The organism is Nocardia sp. CDC519 (assembly GCF_059509835.1).
The window spans coordinates 1,272,075-1,284,631 of the sequence record NZ_CM183377.1 but is presented as its reverse complement, the minus strand read 5'-3'; the positions used below and the strand labels follow the sequence as shown (position 1 = coordinate 1,284,631).

The 12,557-nt window shown below is 67.7% G+C and carries 13 protein-coding genes and 2 pseudogenes; 8 read left to right on the top strand and 7 right to left on the bottom strand.

Annotated elements, in window-relative coordinates; all coding sequences use genetic code 11:
* Position 1 precedes the first annotated feature (1 nt).
* Entirely contained in the window at positions 2 to 232 is a 231-nt protein-coding gene (locus AC5W7N_RS05715; protein WP_163814462.1) for a ribbon-helix-helix domain-containing protein, read from the bottom strand.
* Positions 233 to 290: 58 nt separating this feature from the next.
* Positions 291 to 1,172: an imine reductase family protein gene (locus AC5W7N_RS05710; RefSeq protein WP_228815191.1), complete on the bottom strand. Its 882-nt coding sequence runs from the start codon at positions 1,170 to 1,172 to the stop codon at positions 291 to 293.
* A gap of 177 nt (positions 1,173 to 1,349) precedes the next feature.
* Here AC5W7N_RS05710 and AC5W7N_RS05705 point away from each other — a divergent pair, with 177 nt between their 5' ends.
* Together AC5W7N_RS05705 and AC5W7N_RS05700 are read left to right on the top strand one after the other, a co-directional pair.
* A complete protein-coding gene (locus AC5W7N_RS05705) occupies positions 1,350 to 1,664 on the top strand; it encodes a winged helix-turn-helix transcriptional regulator (RefSeq protein WP_163814519.1) in 315 nt (104 codons plus the stop codon).
* 118 nt (positions 1,665 to 1,782) lie between these two features.
* Positions 1,783 to 2,139, top strand: a complete 357-nt coding sequence (locus tag AC5W7N_RS05700) for a hypothetical protein (protein WP_195020272.1) — start codon at positions 1,783 to 1,785, stop codon at positions 2,137 to 2,139.
* 33 nt (positions 2,140 to 2,172) lie between these two features.
* Here the strand turns inward: AC5W7N_RS05700 and AC5W7N_RS05695 are convergent, their stop codons facing one another.
* Positions 2,173 to 3,306, bottom strand: a complete 1,134-nt coding sequence (locus AC5W7N_RS05695; RefSeq protein WP_163814459.1) for a glycerate kinase — start codon at positions 3,304 to 3,306, stop codon at positions 2,173 to 2,175.
* A 121-nt stretch (positions 3,307 to 3,427) separates the two neighbouring features.
* Between AC5W7N_RS05695 and AC5W7N_RS05690 the strand changes: the two genes are divergently transcribed.
* On the top strand, positions 3,428 to 3,739 hold the full coding sequence (locus AC5W7N_RS05690; protein WP_130918239.1) for a GNAT family N-acetyltransferase: 312 nt from the start codon (positions 3,428 to 3,430) through the stop codon (positions 3,737 to 3,739).
* Positions 3,740 to 3,873: 134 nt separating this feature from the next.
* Here AC5W7N_RS05690 and AC5W7N_RS05685 read toward each other — a convergent pair whose 3' ends face one another.
* Positions 3,874 to 4,635, bottom strand: coding sequence for a lysophospholipid acyltransferase family protein (locus AC5W7N_RS05685; RefSeq protein WP_195020273.1), 762 nt, complete (start codon positions 4,633 to 4,635; stop codon positions 3,874 to 3,876).
* A 134-nt stretch (positions 4,636 to 4,769) separates the two neighbouring features.
* Here AC5W7N_RS05685 and AC5W7N_RS05680 point away from each other — a divergent pair, with 134 nt between their 5' ends.
* On the top strand, positions 4,770 to 5,414 hold the full coding sequence (locus AC5W7N_RS05680; RefSeq protein ID WP_163814457.1) for a YqgE/AlgH family protein: 645 nt from the start codon (positions 4,770 to 4,772) through the stop codon (positions 5,412 to 5,414).
* A 52-nt stretch (positions 5,415 to 5,466) separates the two neighbouring features.
* Here the strand turns inward: AC5W7N_RS05680 and AC5W7N_RS05675 are convergent, their stop codons facing one another.
* The 3 genes from AC5W7N_RS05675 to AC5W7N_RS05665 all read right to left on the bottom strand — a co-directional run bounded on the left by AC5W7N_RS05675 (position 5,467) and on the right by AC5W7N_RS05665 (position 7,891).
* On the bottom strand, positions 5,467 to 6,261 hold the full coding sequence (locus AC5W7N_RS05675; protein WP_195020274.1) for an ABC transporter permease: 795 nt from the start codon (positions 6,259 to 6,261) through the stop codon (positions 5,467 to 5,469).
* Positions 6,258 to 7,223 carry an ATP-binding cassette domain-containing protein gene (locus AC5W7N_RS05670; protein ID WP_195020275.1) on the bottom strand — a complete coding sequence of 322 codons (966 nt, stop codon included), beginning with the start codon at positions 7,221 to 7,223 and terminating at the stop codon, positions 6,258 to 6,260. Before AC5W7N_RS05670 ends, AC5W7N_RS05675 begins: the two co-directional genes overlap by 4 nt.
* 146 nt (positions 7,224 to 7,369) lie before the next feature.
* Positions 7,370 to 7,891 carry an EXLDI protein gene (locus tag AC5W7N_RS05665; RefSeq protein WP_195020276.1) on the bottom strand — a complete coding sequence of 174 codons (522 nt, stop codon included), beginning with the start codon at positions 7,889 to 7,891 and terminating at the stop codon, positions 7,370 to 7,372.
* A gap of 145 nt (positions 7,892 to 8,036) precedes the next feature.
* Between AC5W7N_RS05665 and AC5W7N_RS05660 the strand changes: the two genes are divergently transcribed.
* The 4 genes and pseudogenes from AC5W7N_RS05660 to AC5W7N_RS05645 all read left to right on the top strand — a co-directional run bounded on the left by AC5W7N_RS05660 (position 8,037) and on the right by AC5W7N_RS05645 (position 12,510).
* Positions 8,037 to 9,776: a thiamine pyrophosphate-binding protein gene (locus AC5W7N_RS05660; RefSeq protein WP_195020277.1), complete on the top strand. Its 1,740-nt coding sequence runs from the start codon at positions 8,037 to 8,039 to the stop codon at positions 9,774 to 9,776.
* Positions 9,773 to 10,435: pseudogene (locus AC5W7N_RS05655) on the top strand (SRPBCC family protein). The gene AC5W7N_RS05660 and the pseudogene AC5W7N_RS05655 overlap by 4 nt, the downstream one beginning before the upstream one ends.
* Entirely contained in the window at positions 10,432 to 11,463 is a 1,032-nt protein-coding gene (locus AC5W7N_RS05650; RefSeq protein ID WP_195020279.1) for a 3-oxoacyl-ACP synthase III family protein, read from the top strand. Before AC5W7N_RS05655 ends, AC5W7N_RS05650 begins: the two are co-directional and overlap by 4 nt.
* A pseudogene (locus tag AC5W7N_RS05645) lies at positions 11,460 to 12,510 on the top strand (pyridoxal phosphate-dependent aminotransferase). Before AC5W7N_RS05650 ends, AC5W7N_RS05645 begins: the two are co-directional and overlap by 4 nt.
* The last annotated feature ends 47 nt before the right edge of the window (positions 12,511 to 12,557 follow it).

Sequence of the window (12,557 nt, the reverse complement as noted above, 5' to 3'; positions counted from 1 at the left end):
CTTATCGGCCCCACTCCGCGCTCAGGATCTCATCGATCCGGCTCGATACATCCGACTGCCCGCTTCGTCCGGCGCCTGCTGCACCGAACTGTCGCCGGCCTTCGGGGGGCATGGAGAGAAACTGCGCGACTGCCGCACGAGTCAACTCGGAAACCGTGATTCCGCGTCGTTGCGCCTCGTGTCGCATACGCTCGTCGAGTTCGTCGGGCAGTTTCACCGTCGTCCGCTTCATGGTATGCCAGCATACCCTCGCCCGCCCGAACGCCACTGGCAACGGGCGGGCGACCTGCTCAGGACTTCGCCCCGCCGAACAGCTCGAACACCGACACAGGCTTCCCGGCTTCCTCCGTTGCCGCGATCGCCTTGCGCCAGATGCCCTGGGCGGTATGCGAGATGGTCGCGTCGACGCCGACCTCCTCGCTGGCATCGATGATGTGCTGCGCACCGGCGTCCATCATCTTGAACGCCGACAGATCGCCCCAGCCACCTTCCTTGGCCGCCTTGGCGTACTCCTCCATGAAGAAGGGGTAGGCGCCGGCGGCACGCTGGGCGAAGGGCAGGAACTGGTCGATGTCCTGGCCGGAGCGGGCGATCACGGCCAGCGCCTGATCGTAGGCGAGCATCCAGGGATGGAAGACGATGAGCAGCGCCTGGTAGAAGACCTGCGCGAGACCGTCGTCGGTGCCGAGGTACTCCGGCGGGCTGAGCGGGCGCAGCAGCTCGGCGTGCGCGTCGAACACCTCGCGCGGGCCGCTGTAGAAGATGTACGAGGCCGGGTGCTCGATATTGTCGCCGGCCGACATGACACCGCCGGAGAGGAATTCGGCGCCGTGCGAACGCACCCACTGCGCACCCTTGCGCGCCTTCTCGGGCGAATCCGAGGACAGGTTCGCGATCACCTTGCCCGCGAGATGGTCGGTGGCCTGACCGAGCACGTCGTACATGGCGTCGTAGTGGGTCAAGCTCACCACGGTCACCTCGTTGGCCTCGAGTGCCTCGGCGACGGTGTTCGCGCGCTTGGCACCCAGCTCGACCATGGCGTCGACCTTGGCGCTGCTACGGTTCCACACCGTGACCTCGGTGCCCGCCTTCAAGAACGCCCGCACCATGGCCTGCCCCATCGGCCCGAGACCGATGATCGAAACCGAGGCGGTGCTGCTCTGCTGAGACATGTGCTGATCCTTCGAAAGTCGATACGGTTGCTGTCGGCGCCGGTACTCATGGTTCATCTGCGCAGGTAGGCGCGACAAGACCGCACATGCAGGTACGGTTGCTTACGTCGAGGTCCGTATCGAGGTCAGGAGGATCCAGTGACGGTCGGCAGTGACGCGGATCACGATGCGTGCGGGATGAGCGTGGCGATCGACGTCGTCGGCGGGAAGTGGCGGCTGCACCTGATGTGGGTGCTCGGCGACGGTCCACGCCGTTTCGGCGAGATCCGGCGCCTGCTCGGCGGCGTCAGCGAGAAGGTGCTCACCGAGAACCTGCGCCATCTGGAGACCTCCGGCGTCGTGCACCGGGAGATCTACCCCGAGATCCCGCCCCGCGTCGAATACTCGCTCACCCCGCTCGGCGCCGAACTCGCGGCAGCGCTGCGGCCGCTGGAGGAGTGGGGCGACCGGCATCGCGGTGAGCTGGTCACGAAGCTGATGTCGGCAAGCTGACGCTTCCGGCCCCGGCTTCGACCGCGACGGCGTACCGATGAGCGAGCACTTCGCGCCGATGCCGCCGGAACCGACCGGGTTCGCGGTACCCGTACCGCACGGCTACCGAGATCGCCGAGTGGTGGACGTGATCGCCTGCCTCGTCCTGTGGGCCGTCGTCTTCGCGCTGGCGCTGATCAGCGCGTTCTGGTTCTTCTGGCACGTCGCCATGGGCGGAACGTTCTCCTCGCCGTCCTGCACCGGGCAGCCCGATACGTGTGCCGAAGCGGAACGAGAAAGCGAGACCGCGAGCAGTGTGTTGTTGCTCGCGGTGGTGGTGATCCCGGGTGCCGCGCTGGTCGTGAACGTCGTCGTCGCGTTCGCGAATCGGGCATTCGCGCGGCGCGGGCCGGCGTCACGGAGGCTGCCGCTGTTCGTTTGGCCGTTGCTCGCGATCGCGTGCCAAGCGTTGTGTCTGATGGTCGCCCTGAGCTGATCGACGTGATGGCCGGCTGTCGGATCGACGCGGCTATGACGGCTTCGGCTCACCCAACCGCTCGTCGGCGATCCGGCCGCCGAGCTGTTCGAGCAGCACCGCGGCCTCGGCCATCGAGCGGCTCGCATCGGGTTCCATGTCGGCCAGGGCATAGCCGGCGTCGAAGCCGGCCGCGGCGAGCTCGTCCGGGCCGAGGTCGATCCGTCCGGCAACGGCGATGACGGGGACGCCCGCGGTTCGCGCGGCGGCGCACACACCCATCGGCGCCTTCCCGTGCAAGGTCTGCCGGTCGAGGCAGCCTTCGCCGGTGACGACCAGCGTCGCCGATTCCAGCACGGCCGCGAAATCGAGCAGTTCGAGCACCACCGCTATCCCACTGCGCATGTCCGCCCCGAGCACGGCCATGGCGCCGAAGCCGGTCCCGCCCGCCGCGCCCGCGCCCGGCCGGTCGGCATGGGCCGCGCCGACCAGCATGGCCCAATTCTGTAGTGCCGCTTCGAGAACCGCCTGCTCAGCTGGCCCGGCACCCTTCTGCGCGGCATACACCGCGACCGCGCCCGACGGCCCGAGCAGCGGATTGTTCACATCGCCGGCGACGATGAACTGCACGTCCGCCAGGCCCGGATGCAGACCCCGCAGATCCAACCGCTTCGCATCACGCAAAGCCGCACCGCCCCTTGGCACTTCGTGTCCGTCCGGCCCATAGACGCGCGCCCCCAGCGCCGTCAGCATGCCCGCCCCACCGTCGGTGGACGCGCTGCCGCCGAGCCCGAGCACGATCCGCTCGGCGCCCACCGATAGCGCGTGCGCGATGACGACGCCGAGCCCGAAAGTGCTGGCCTTCAACGGGTCCGGTAGCCCATCGGGAAGCCGTGCCAGGCCGACCACCGCGGCGAGTTCGATCACCGCGGTATCGCCACGCACCGCGTAGGAGGCTTCCACCGTTTCGCCGGTCGGCCCCGGCGCAGGCATGGTGACTCGCGTCCACCCGGCCGAGACGAACGCGTCGACCGTCCCGTCCCCGCCGTCGGCCACCGGCGCGCGCACCACCCGCGCATCCGGCCGCGCCCGCGCGATGCCCGTGGCCAGCGCCGATGCCACCGCGGCAGCCGACAGCGACCCCTTGAACTTGTCCGGGGCGAGTACGACGGTCGGCACCGGCTCCATCCTGCGATTGTCCACCGTCGCGCCCCCCGCCGCACCCCGGCGCCGGACGACGGGTCCCGGCCACCGATACGGCGACGCGTTGCGATGTGTCCACGGCGCGCCGGTGGAGTAGCTTCGAGCCATGTCGACAGAGGTCCGCAACAACACCGCACTGGAACGCTTCGAGATCTACGTCGACGGCGCGATCGCCGGGTACGCGGAGTACCAGGACACCAATGCCGAACGGGCTTTCGTGCACACCGAGATCTACTCCCAGTACGAGGGCCAGGGCTACGGCCGCATGCTCGTCGAGACCGCGCTGAACCAGACCCGCGCCGATCATCTCGGCGCGCTGCCGATGTGCCCGATGGTGCGCCATTTCGTGGAGACCCGCCCGGAATACTTGCCGATGGTCCCGCACTGGGCGCGCGGGCGGCTCGGGCTTCCGCAGTAGGAGTCGGCTCGCGCAGGCGAGCGGTTCGCCGCGCGCCCCGGTCGCCCCGGCGCGGTCGATGGCCGCCGCGAACGCCCCGCGGCCGGTGCCGCCCGGACACGAACGCAGCCGCGGTGCAGCCGTCTCGGTGCGACTCAGTACGCCGAAACGGCCCCGTCCAGCGCCTGCTGAAGATCCGTCTTCACCAGCCGCGCGATCTCGGCGGGCCGGGCGGGCAGATCCACGATCGGCACACCGAAGTAGAAGCTGGCCGACTTCGCTTCCTCTTTGGTCGGCTCCACCGCCGGATCGGGGCGCTGACCGTAGCTGAGTCCGATGCTGAGCAGTGCGGGATCGGTGCCGAGTTTCATCGTGCGGAAGGCGATATGCCCGATACCGCTGCCGATGGGCTGCACCTTGGCCGGGTCGATGTCGTTGCAGGTGCCTTCCGGGAAGACCGCGAGACAATCGCCGTCGTGCATGCGTTCGGCGCAGACGTCCATCATTCGCTGCCCGGCCGCGTTCACCGCGCGCAGACCGTGATCGCGGCCGCGGAAGACCGGGATGCCGCCCATCATGTCGATCTTGCGGCGTTGCTCGCGTTCCAGGAACAGCTCGTCCTTGGCCAGCACCCGCACCCGGCCGATGATGGGCCGCAGCTCGCTGCGCCAGGCGGCCGCGGCGACGGTGTAGGGGTCGAGCTGGGACAGATGATTGATCGCGATCAGCAGCGGTTTGCGGGAACGGATCAGCTCCGCGATCCGCGCCCTGGCGCCGGCCGCATAGCTGATCCGCGGCCGGAAACGGCGCCCGAGCAGGGCGTATGCCGCACGCGCCTGGAACCGCCGCTGCTGATGGGCGCGGTAGTAGTCGTACACGGCATCGCTGTTTTCGAGGACGACCTCGGGCGGTTGCATGCCGCCGACTCTACGACGCCGTCCGGCCCGGTCAACGCCCATGTTGATCTTGTCACCGGACTCGCGCGCATCCGGCACGACACGGAACGCGAAGACAAGCGGCGCGACGGCGCGATAGCTGCGATGATGACGGTGTGGCACGCGCAGAAGACCCGGATGATCGGAAAACTCGCGGCGGTGGCGGTGAGCACGGCAGGCGAAGTTCTCATCGCGGCGAGCAGGTGGTTCGCGCGGGCACCCTGCTGGTGTCCTCCACGGAACTGGTGGAGCCCACCTTCCGGCGCACCGTCATCTACATCATCGAACACAACGACGCAGGCAGCCTCGGCGTGGTGATCAACCGTCCCAGCGATACCGCCGTGCACGATGTGCTGCCGCAGTGGGCCGAAGTGGCCGCCGCACCGCGCACCCTGTTCGTCGGCGGTCCGGTCAAGCGCGATGCCGCGCTGTGCCTCGGCACCCTGCGCGTGGGCGCGTCCATCGAGGGTGTCGCGGGTCTGCGTCGCATCGACGGCCGGGTGGTGTTGATCGATCTGGACAGCGATCCCACCCAGATCGCCCCGCTGGTGGAGGGTGTTCGCATCTTCGCCGGATACGCGGGCTGGACCTTCGGTCAACTCGAGGGCGAGCTGGAGCAGGACGACTGGATCGTGCTATCGGCGCTGCCGAGTGATCCCATCACCACCCGCCGCACCGACCTGTGGGCGCACGTCCTGCGCAGACAGCCGCTGCCGCTCTCGCTGCTGGCGACTCATCCCATCGAGCTGGAGCGCAACTGACCCGCACACGCCGACGATCCCCCGCCGCAGCAGGGGATCGAAGCGGCAGGGCTCAGCGGGCCTGCTTCTTGAACAGCGACATCGACCAGAGGTAGCCGACGCCGGCGATGCCCGCGCACCAGGCCAGCGACACGACGCCGTTGACGCCGATCTCGGTGCCCATCAGCAGGCCGCGGATGGTTTCGGTGATCGGGGTGAACGGCTGGTATTCGGCGAACCAGCGCAGCACCGTCGGCATGGTGTCGGTGGGGACGAGGCCGCTGCCGAGGAACGGCATCATCACGATCGGGAAGGGCATATTGCTCGCGCTTTCCGGGTTCGGCGCGGCGAGCCCGAACCCGACGGCCAGCCAGGTGAAGGCGAACACCACCAGCATCAGCAGGACGATGACGGCCACCCACTCCACCGGCGTGGCGTCGGGCCGGAAGCCCATCAGCATCGCCACCCCGAGCATGCCGGCCATCGCGAGGGTGCCCTGGATCAACGTGCCGACCACGTGTCCGGTGAGCACGGCCGACTGCGCGATCGCCATCACCCGGAACCGGTTGACGATGCCCTTGGTGATGTCGGTGGCCAGCATGACCGCCACCGACACCGTCAGATATGCGGGCAGCAACAGCAACATGCCGGGCGCCAGATAGTTGATGTACTTCGTTCCGGGTTCGAGCCCGGCTTCCAGCGCCCCGCCGAAGACGTAGTTGAACACCAGCAGCAGCACGGTCGGCATGATCAGGATGCTGAACGCCATGCTCGGATAGCGCCGCACGTGCAGCAGGTTGCGCCGCAGCATGGTCAGCGAATCGGCGAAGACGGACGGGGACGGGTCCTGCATGGTCGCGGTGGTCATCGCACGGGCTCCTTGTCTGCGACGGGGGTTCCGGTGAGGGTGAGGAAGACGTCGTCCAGGTTGGGGGTGTGGACCGACAGTCCCTCGGCGGGAATGTGGAATTCGTCGAGCCGGTCCAGCACCGCGCGCACCGAACCGATTCCGCCGTCGCTCGGCACCGCGAGGGTGAGTTCGTCCTCGATGGGGCGGGCGCTGGAACCGAAGGCCGTGGTCGCCGCGTCCAGGGCGCCGCGTTCGGCGAATTGCAGCCGGATATGGCCGCCGGGCACGAGCCGCTTCAGCTCCGCCGCGGTGCCTTCGGCGACGATGGTGCCGCGGTCGAGTACCGCGATGCGATCGGCGAGCTGATCGGCTTCCTCGAGGTACTGGGTGGTGAGGAAGACGGTAACGCTGTAGCTGTCGACGAGTTCGCGGATGATCTCCCACATCGAGCGCCTGCTGCGCGGGTCGAGGCCGGTGGTCGGCTCGTCGAGGAAGATGATGCGCGGGTCGCCCACCAGCGTCATCGCCAGATCCAGGCGTCTGGTCATGCCGCCGGAGTAGGTGGCGGCCGGCTTGTCCGCGGCCTCGATGAGGTCGAAGCGTTCGAGCAGGTCGGCGGCGAGGGATCGGCCCACGCGCCGGGGCAGGTGATGCAGGTCGGCCATCAGCATCAGGTTCTCCCGGCCGGTGAGCAGTTCGTCGACGGCGGAGAACTGGCCGGTGACGCCGATCGCCGCCTTCACGGCGTCGCGTTCGGTGTCCAGATCGTGGCCGCCCACCTGGATTTCGCCGCCGTCGGAGCCGATCAGGGTGGTGAGGATCTGCACGGTCGTCGTCTTGCCCGCCCCGTTGGGGCCGAGCAGCGAGAAGATCGTACCCTCGGGCACGTTCAGATCGATGCCATCGAGAACAACCTTGTCGCCGTAGGACTTTCGGAGCCCGGAGACCCAGATCGCCGGTGGGCGTCCACCTGTGGACATGGCCTTTCCTTCCTGGAATTTTTCATAAAACAATGCGAATGACAGCATGAGTTCTCCGCACCGCTCCCCTGGGGAGCGGAGGTGTCAGATGTGAGTGTGTTCAGTTGGCCGGCCGACGCCGACGGCGCCGACCGGGCGGGATCACGTCAGATGTCCAGCTCTTCGATGGGCGGACGGTCGGCGATATCGGCGACCCGCTGGAAGAGCTTGTCGGGCATCTTGCCCTTCAATTCCGCGAGGGTGTCGACGATCTCCAGAGTGAAATCACCCCAATCCGTATCGCTGGGGCCGGCGAGCATTCGCCGCCAGCTCTTCCAACTCGTCCAGTCCTTCATGGCCACGTCGGGTAGTTCATCCCAGTTGGACAGCTGGGTATGCAGGACGAACTTGCCCTTGCGGCTACGGAAGACCCGAATGTGTTCGATGCGGGTGTCGTTCATATCCCGCAGCTCACCGAGCAGCGAGCCCTCGAATCGCACCTGCCGGACACCGTTGTGGCCGACTCGGAGCACGATTTCGTCGTACCCCTCCTGCCTGCCCTCCTCCAGTTCGATGAACCGGCGCAGCGCGGTGACCACGGCCCCCGACAGATTGCCGCCGACGAGCTCCTGGGCCCGCTGGAACAGGGGGAGATCGTCCTCGGCAACGTAGATCGTCTTGTTGGGCATGACAGTGACTATACGTAGATGTATACGTACACGCAAGACATTCCGGAAAACCCGCGCCGAACAGGCTGAACCCGGACGTGAGCGGGCCCGTATCTCCTTCCAGGCGGCGCGCGGCACCGCCCACTCGGCGGTGGAAGGAGGTGCGATGCCCGACAGAGTTGTGGACTATCTGGTGCGCGCCATGCCGGACCTCGATGTGCGGCATATCTTCGGCGTCGACGGCGCCAATATCGAAGATCTCTACGACGCCATCTTCGATGCGGGCGGCGCGGTGACGGGCGTGGTCGCCAAGCACGAATTCTCCGCGGCGACCATGGCCGACGGATATGCCCGCTGCACCGGCGGGCTCGGCGTGGTGGCCGCGACCTCCGGCGGCGGCGCGATGAATCTCGTTGCCGGACTCGCCGAATCGTATGCCTCGCGGGTACCGGTGCTGGCGTTGATCGGGCAGCCGCCGACCACGCTGGAAGGTCACGGCGCCTTCCAGGATTCGAGCGGACAGGCCGGCGCGATCGACGCGGTGCGGCTGTTCAGTTCGATCAGCCGCTACTGCGCACGCGTCACTCACGCCGCCGACCTGCCCGAACGGCTGGCGCGGGCGCTGCGGGCCGCCCGGCGCGGAGGGCCGTCGGTGTTGCTGCTGCCCAAGGATGTCCAGCAGGCCGATATGGGCGCCATCGCCCCGTTCCGTCCCGATCCGCGCGCGACCTGGCTCGACGACGACGAACTCGAGCGGGTGCTGACCACGCTGGAAACCGCACGCAGGCTCGGCAAGATCGTGGTGATCGCGGGCGACCAGGTGGCGCGTGACGATGCACGTACGGCACTGGCCGAGGTGGTGGACGAACTCGACGCGCTGATCGGCGTCGCGCCCGATGCCAAGGACACCTACGACAATTTCGCGCCGGCGTTCTGCGGTGTCGCGGGCGCCATGGGGCACCGTGAGCTGGCCGATGCCCTGGACGAGGCCACACTGTGCCTGCTGGTCGGCACCCCGATGCCGATCACCGCGCGCACCGGGCTCGACGAGCTGCTGGGCCGGACCGCCATCGCCAGCATCGGAATGGCCATGCCGCACCTGCCCGCGATCCACGCGACCTGCACCGACGTCGGGGTCGCGTTGCGGATGATCCTCGCGCGGCTGCGCGGCGGACACGACGGGCACGCCGATACCGGGCTCGCCGATTCCACCAGCACCGCCGCGGCATCGCCGGTGGCCACCGCGGTCCGCACCACCGCGGTCACCCGCGTCGCCCCGGCCCGCACCCTGACGCCGATGCCGGTGCCCGAATCACACGGTCCAGGCCTGCACTACCGCCAGATCGTCGACGCCATCCAGGCCGCACTGCCCGATGGCGCGGACATCTTCGCCGACGCGGGCAATACCGGCGCGGCCGTGGTGCATCAACTGCGGGTGCCGCGTAGCGGCCGGTTCGTCGTCGCGCTCGGGATGGGCGGAATGGGGTATGCGTTCGGCGCAGGCATCGGATCGGCGTTCGCCCGCTCGCCCGACGGGCACCGCTCCGTGGTGATCGCCGGGGACGGCTCGTTCTACATGCACGGCTTGGAGCTGCACACCGCCGTCGAGTACGCGCTGCCGATCACCTTCATCGTGTTCAACAACAACGCCCACGCCATGTGCGTCACGCGCGAACAGCTGCTGTATCGGGACCGCTACAGCTTCAACCGTTTCCATCCCGCACTACTGGGCGAGGGGGTGGCGGCCATGTTCCCGACGCTGAAGGTGCGCGCGGTGCACACGATGGACCAGTTGCCCGCCGCTCTCACCGAATGCCTCGGCTGCCCGGGCCCCTCGTTCGTCTCCATCGATTGCGACCCCGACGAAATCCCACCCTTCCTGCCATTCCTGAGGAGTACACCGTGACCACAAGTGCCCTGCCCGCCCTCAGTGACATCGGGGACGACGTGATTCCCGGAATTCTGCGGATCGAGAATTCCGATAAGGAGGCCACCACGCCGATCATCATGGACATGCTGCGGTCGGTGTATCCGCACGACCAGATCTACGGTGACTTCTGCCCCGTCCAGGCCTACATCGCGGCGCCGCCACGGGAGGTCTTCGAATACCTGTCCGACACCAGATCGCTGGAGGAATGGACCTACAGCCTGCGCGGATTCACCGAAACCGAAGAACCCGGCCTGTGGCTGGCCTACGACCGGCTCGGCGATGCGACCGAGATCTACACCCGCACCGTCACCGATCCGCATGCCATGACCGTCGATTATCACTGCGCCTGGGATCAGGGCGATCACCTGTGGATGGTGTACCTGATGCGGGTCGTGAACGCGCAGGTCGTGTTGAACAAGCCGGGATCGGTTGTGCTGTAGGTCAATTGCAAGCATCCGTTCTACGACGAGAATCCCTATCCGGACACCGCGCCGCCGAAACGTCCGGTGTGGGTGGGGGATTTCTGGGAGATGTTCTCCGCCGGGCACCAATTGGAGATGGACAACCTCAAGGCGATCTGCGAATACCGGGCGTCGAAGGGCCTGCCGATCAAGCCGGAGTGGATGAGCCGATGACCGAAGCGACGCGTGAACCGCAGGTCAGCCTGGTCGACGTAGCCAGCTATCTGCCCGGCGAACCGGTCGGCACGGAATATTTCACTCAGTTCTCCCGGTCGGATCGGATGGCGAAGAACGTCATGTTCCGTTCGCCGAAAACGCGCTACCACGTGGGACGAGACGAAACTGCCGTCGATATGGTCGAGCAGGCGGTGGCGCCGCTCATCGCCCGGCACGGCGCGGATTTCCTGGCCGGCATCGACGTGTTGATCACCCACACACAGCTGCCGGACAACCCCGTGATGGGTTGCGGTCCCGAAGTGGCACGGCGACTGAACGCCAAGCCCGGCTGGGTCTTCGACCTGCACAACGGCGGCTGCGCGGCGTTCGTGCACATGATGGCGCTGGCCCAGACCATTCTGCGCACCACCGACGCCAGAACCGCCCTCATCGCCGCCACCCAGAACTGCGCGGGCCCGGTATTCACCCAGCCCGATATCCGCAAACTCGCCCAGGCACCCGTTCCCGGCGACGGCTGCGGCGTCGGCCTGCTGGTCCGCGACGACAGCGCCCCGATCCTCGACATCGAATGCCGCACCTACCCCGAATTCGCCGGCGATATGGACTTCTCCACCAATGGCGACCGCAAATACTGGGAGCCGGGCGAGGGACAGGGCTGCGTGAGTTTCACCGAATCGAAGATCACCAAGGTGTTCGCGCGCGGTAATCGACTGGTGCCGGAGGTGGCGCTGGCGGTGTGCGATCGGATCGGGGTGAAGGGGCGCGATATCGACACCTTCGTCACCAATCAGCCGAACCGTTTGTTCCTGCGCAACTGGCACGATGCGCTGGAGCTGCCCGCCGAACGTCACCCGGATACGTTCGACACCTGCGGAAACCTCTTCGCCGCCGGCATTCCGGTGACCTTGGATGTGGAGAACCGAGCCGGGCGATTACGCAATGGCTCGGTGGTTCTGATGTCGGCGTTCGCGCACGCGGGTGATTTCGCGGCCGCTGCCGCGGTGCGGTGGGGTGCGGCGCGATGAGCGTTCACCTGGCCGATCGCAGCCGCCCGTCGCGTCGGTTCGCGGTCGCGCCCGCACCCATCCGTTTCGACCTGAGTTTGAGCGAAAACCCGTTCCCGCCGCTACCTTCGGTGCGCGGGGCGATCCAGCGCGAGATCGGGCAAGCCAACAGGTATCCCGAGTTCCTGCCGACGCGATTACCGGCCGTCATCGCCGGCCGTCTCGGTGTGCGCCCGGACCAGGTGGTGGTCGGCTCCGGCGCCACCGGCGTCGCCATGCAGATCCTGCAGACCCTCACCGAACCCGGCTCCGACATGGTGCTCGGCGTGCCGACCTTCGACGGCTATCCGATCATGGCCGGGATGGCCGGGGTGGAGGTCATCGGCCTACCCCCTCGATCCCGCGGGCGAACAAGACCTGCCCGCCATCGCCCGCGCCGTCACTTCCCGGACGCGGCTGGTGGTGCTGTGCCGCCCGCACAATCCGACCGGAACCCTTGTCCCCCAACGCGATCTACGCCGCTTTCTCCGCATCATCCCCACCCACATCCCGATCATCCTCGACGAGGCGTACGCCGAATTCCTGCCCGTCGCCGAGCGCCTCGATCCACTTCCCCTCCTCTCCCGCCACCCGAACCTGCTGATCCTGCGCACCTTTTCCAAGGCCTACGGCCTGGCGGGCCTGCGCATCGGCTACGCCCTCGGCCACCCCGACCTGATCACCCGAGTCCGCCGCCTCCAACTCCCGTTCGGCACCCCCACCCTCACCCTCACCGCCGTCACCGCCTCCTACGCCGCCGAACCAGAACTCGCCGTCCGCGTCGCCCGCATCACCGAGGAACGCGATTCCCTCCGCGAAGCACTGCGCCGCACCGGCATACCCGTACCCCCCAGCTACGCCAACTTCCTCTACCTCCCCGGCCCCGGAGTCGCGACCGCCCTCCGCCGCGCGCGTATCGCCGCCAAGGCGTACCCGGATGGAAGCGCACGAATCGCCGTGGGCGATGCGGAAGCCGGCCGTGCCGTCCTGGAAGCAGTTCGTGCCCTGTCGCGGGCCGGATCTCGCTGAGCGAGCTGCCCGCTGTGATGACGATGGCCAGCCGTACTCGGTCTCGA

What these genes read in the sequence shown, in the direction of transcription:
- AC5W7N_RS05715 (WP_163814462.1), bottom strand. Translation starts at nt 232, where the DNA reads ATGAAGCGGACGACGGTGAAACTGCCCGACGAACTCGACGAGCGTATG.
- AC5W7N_RS05710 (WP_228815191.1), bottom strand. Translation starts at nt 1,172, where the DNA reads ATGTCTCAGCAGAGCAGCACCGCCTCGGTTTCGATCATCGGTCTCGGG.
- AC5W7N_RS05705 (WP_163814519.1), top strand. Translation starts at nt 1,350, where the DNA reads ATGAGCGTGGCGATCGACGTCGTCGGCGGGAAGTGGCGGCTGCACCTG.
- AC5W7N_RS05695 (WP_163814459.1), bottom strand. Translation starts at nt 3,306, where the DNA reads ATGGAGCCGGTGCCGACCGTCGTACTCGCCCCGGACAAGTTCAAGGGG.
- AC5W7N_RS05690 (WP_130918239.1), top strand. Translation starts at nt 3,428, where the DNA reads ATGTCGACAGAGGTCCGCAACAACACCGCACTGGAACGCTTCGAGATC.
- AC5W7N_RS05685 (WP_195020273.1), bottom strand. Translation starts at nt 4,635, where the DNA reads ATGCAACCGCCCGAGGTCGTCCTCGAAAACAGCGATGCCGTGTACGAC.
- AC5W7N_RS05675 (WP_195020274.1), bottom strand. Translation starts at nt 6,261, where the DNA reads ATGACCACCGCGACCATGCAGGACCCGTCCCCGTCCGTCTTCGCCGAT.
- AC5W7N_RS05670 (WP_195020275.1), bottom strand. Translation starts at nt 7,223, where the DNA reads ATGTCCACAGGTGGACGCCCACCGGCGATCTGGGTCTCCGGGCTCCGA.
- AC5W7N_RS05665 (WP_195020276.1), bottom strand. Translation starts at nt 7,891, where the DNA reads ATGCCCAACAAGACGATCTACGTTGCCGAGGACGATCTCCCCCTGTTC.
- AC5W7N_RS05660 (WP_195020277.1), top strand. Translation starts at nt 8,037, where the DNA reads ATGCCCGACAGAGTTGTGGACTATCTGGTGCGCGCCATGCCGGACCTC.
- AC5W7N_RS05650 (WP_195020279.1), top strand. Translation starts at nt 10,432, where the DNA reads ATGACCGAAGCGACGCGTGAACCGCAGGTCAGCCTGGTCGACGTAGCC.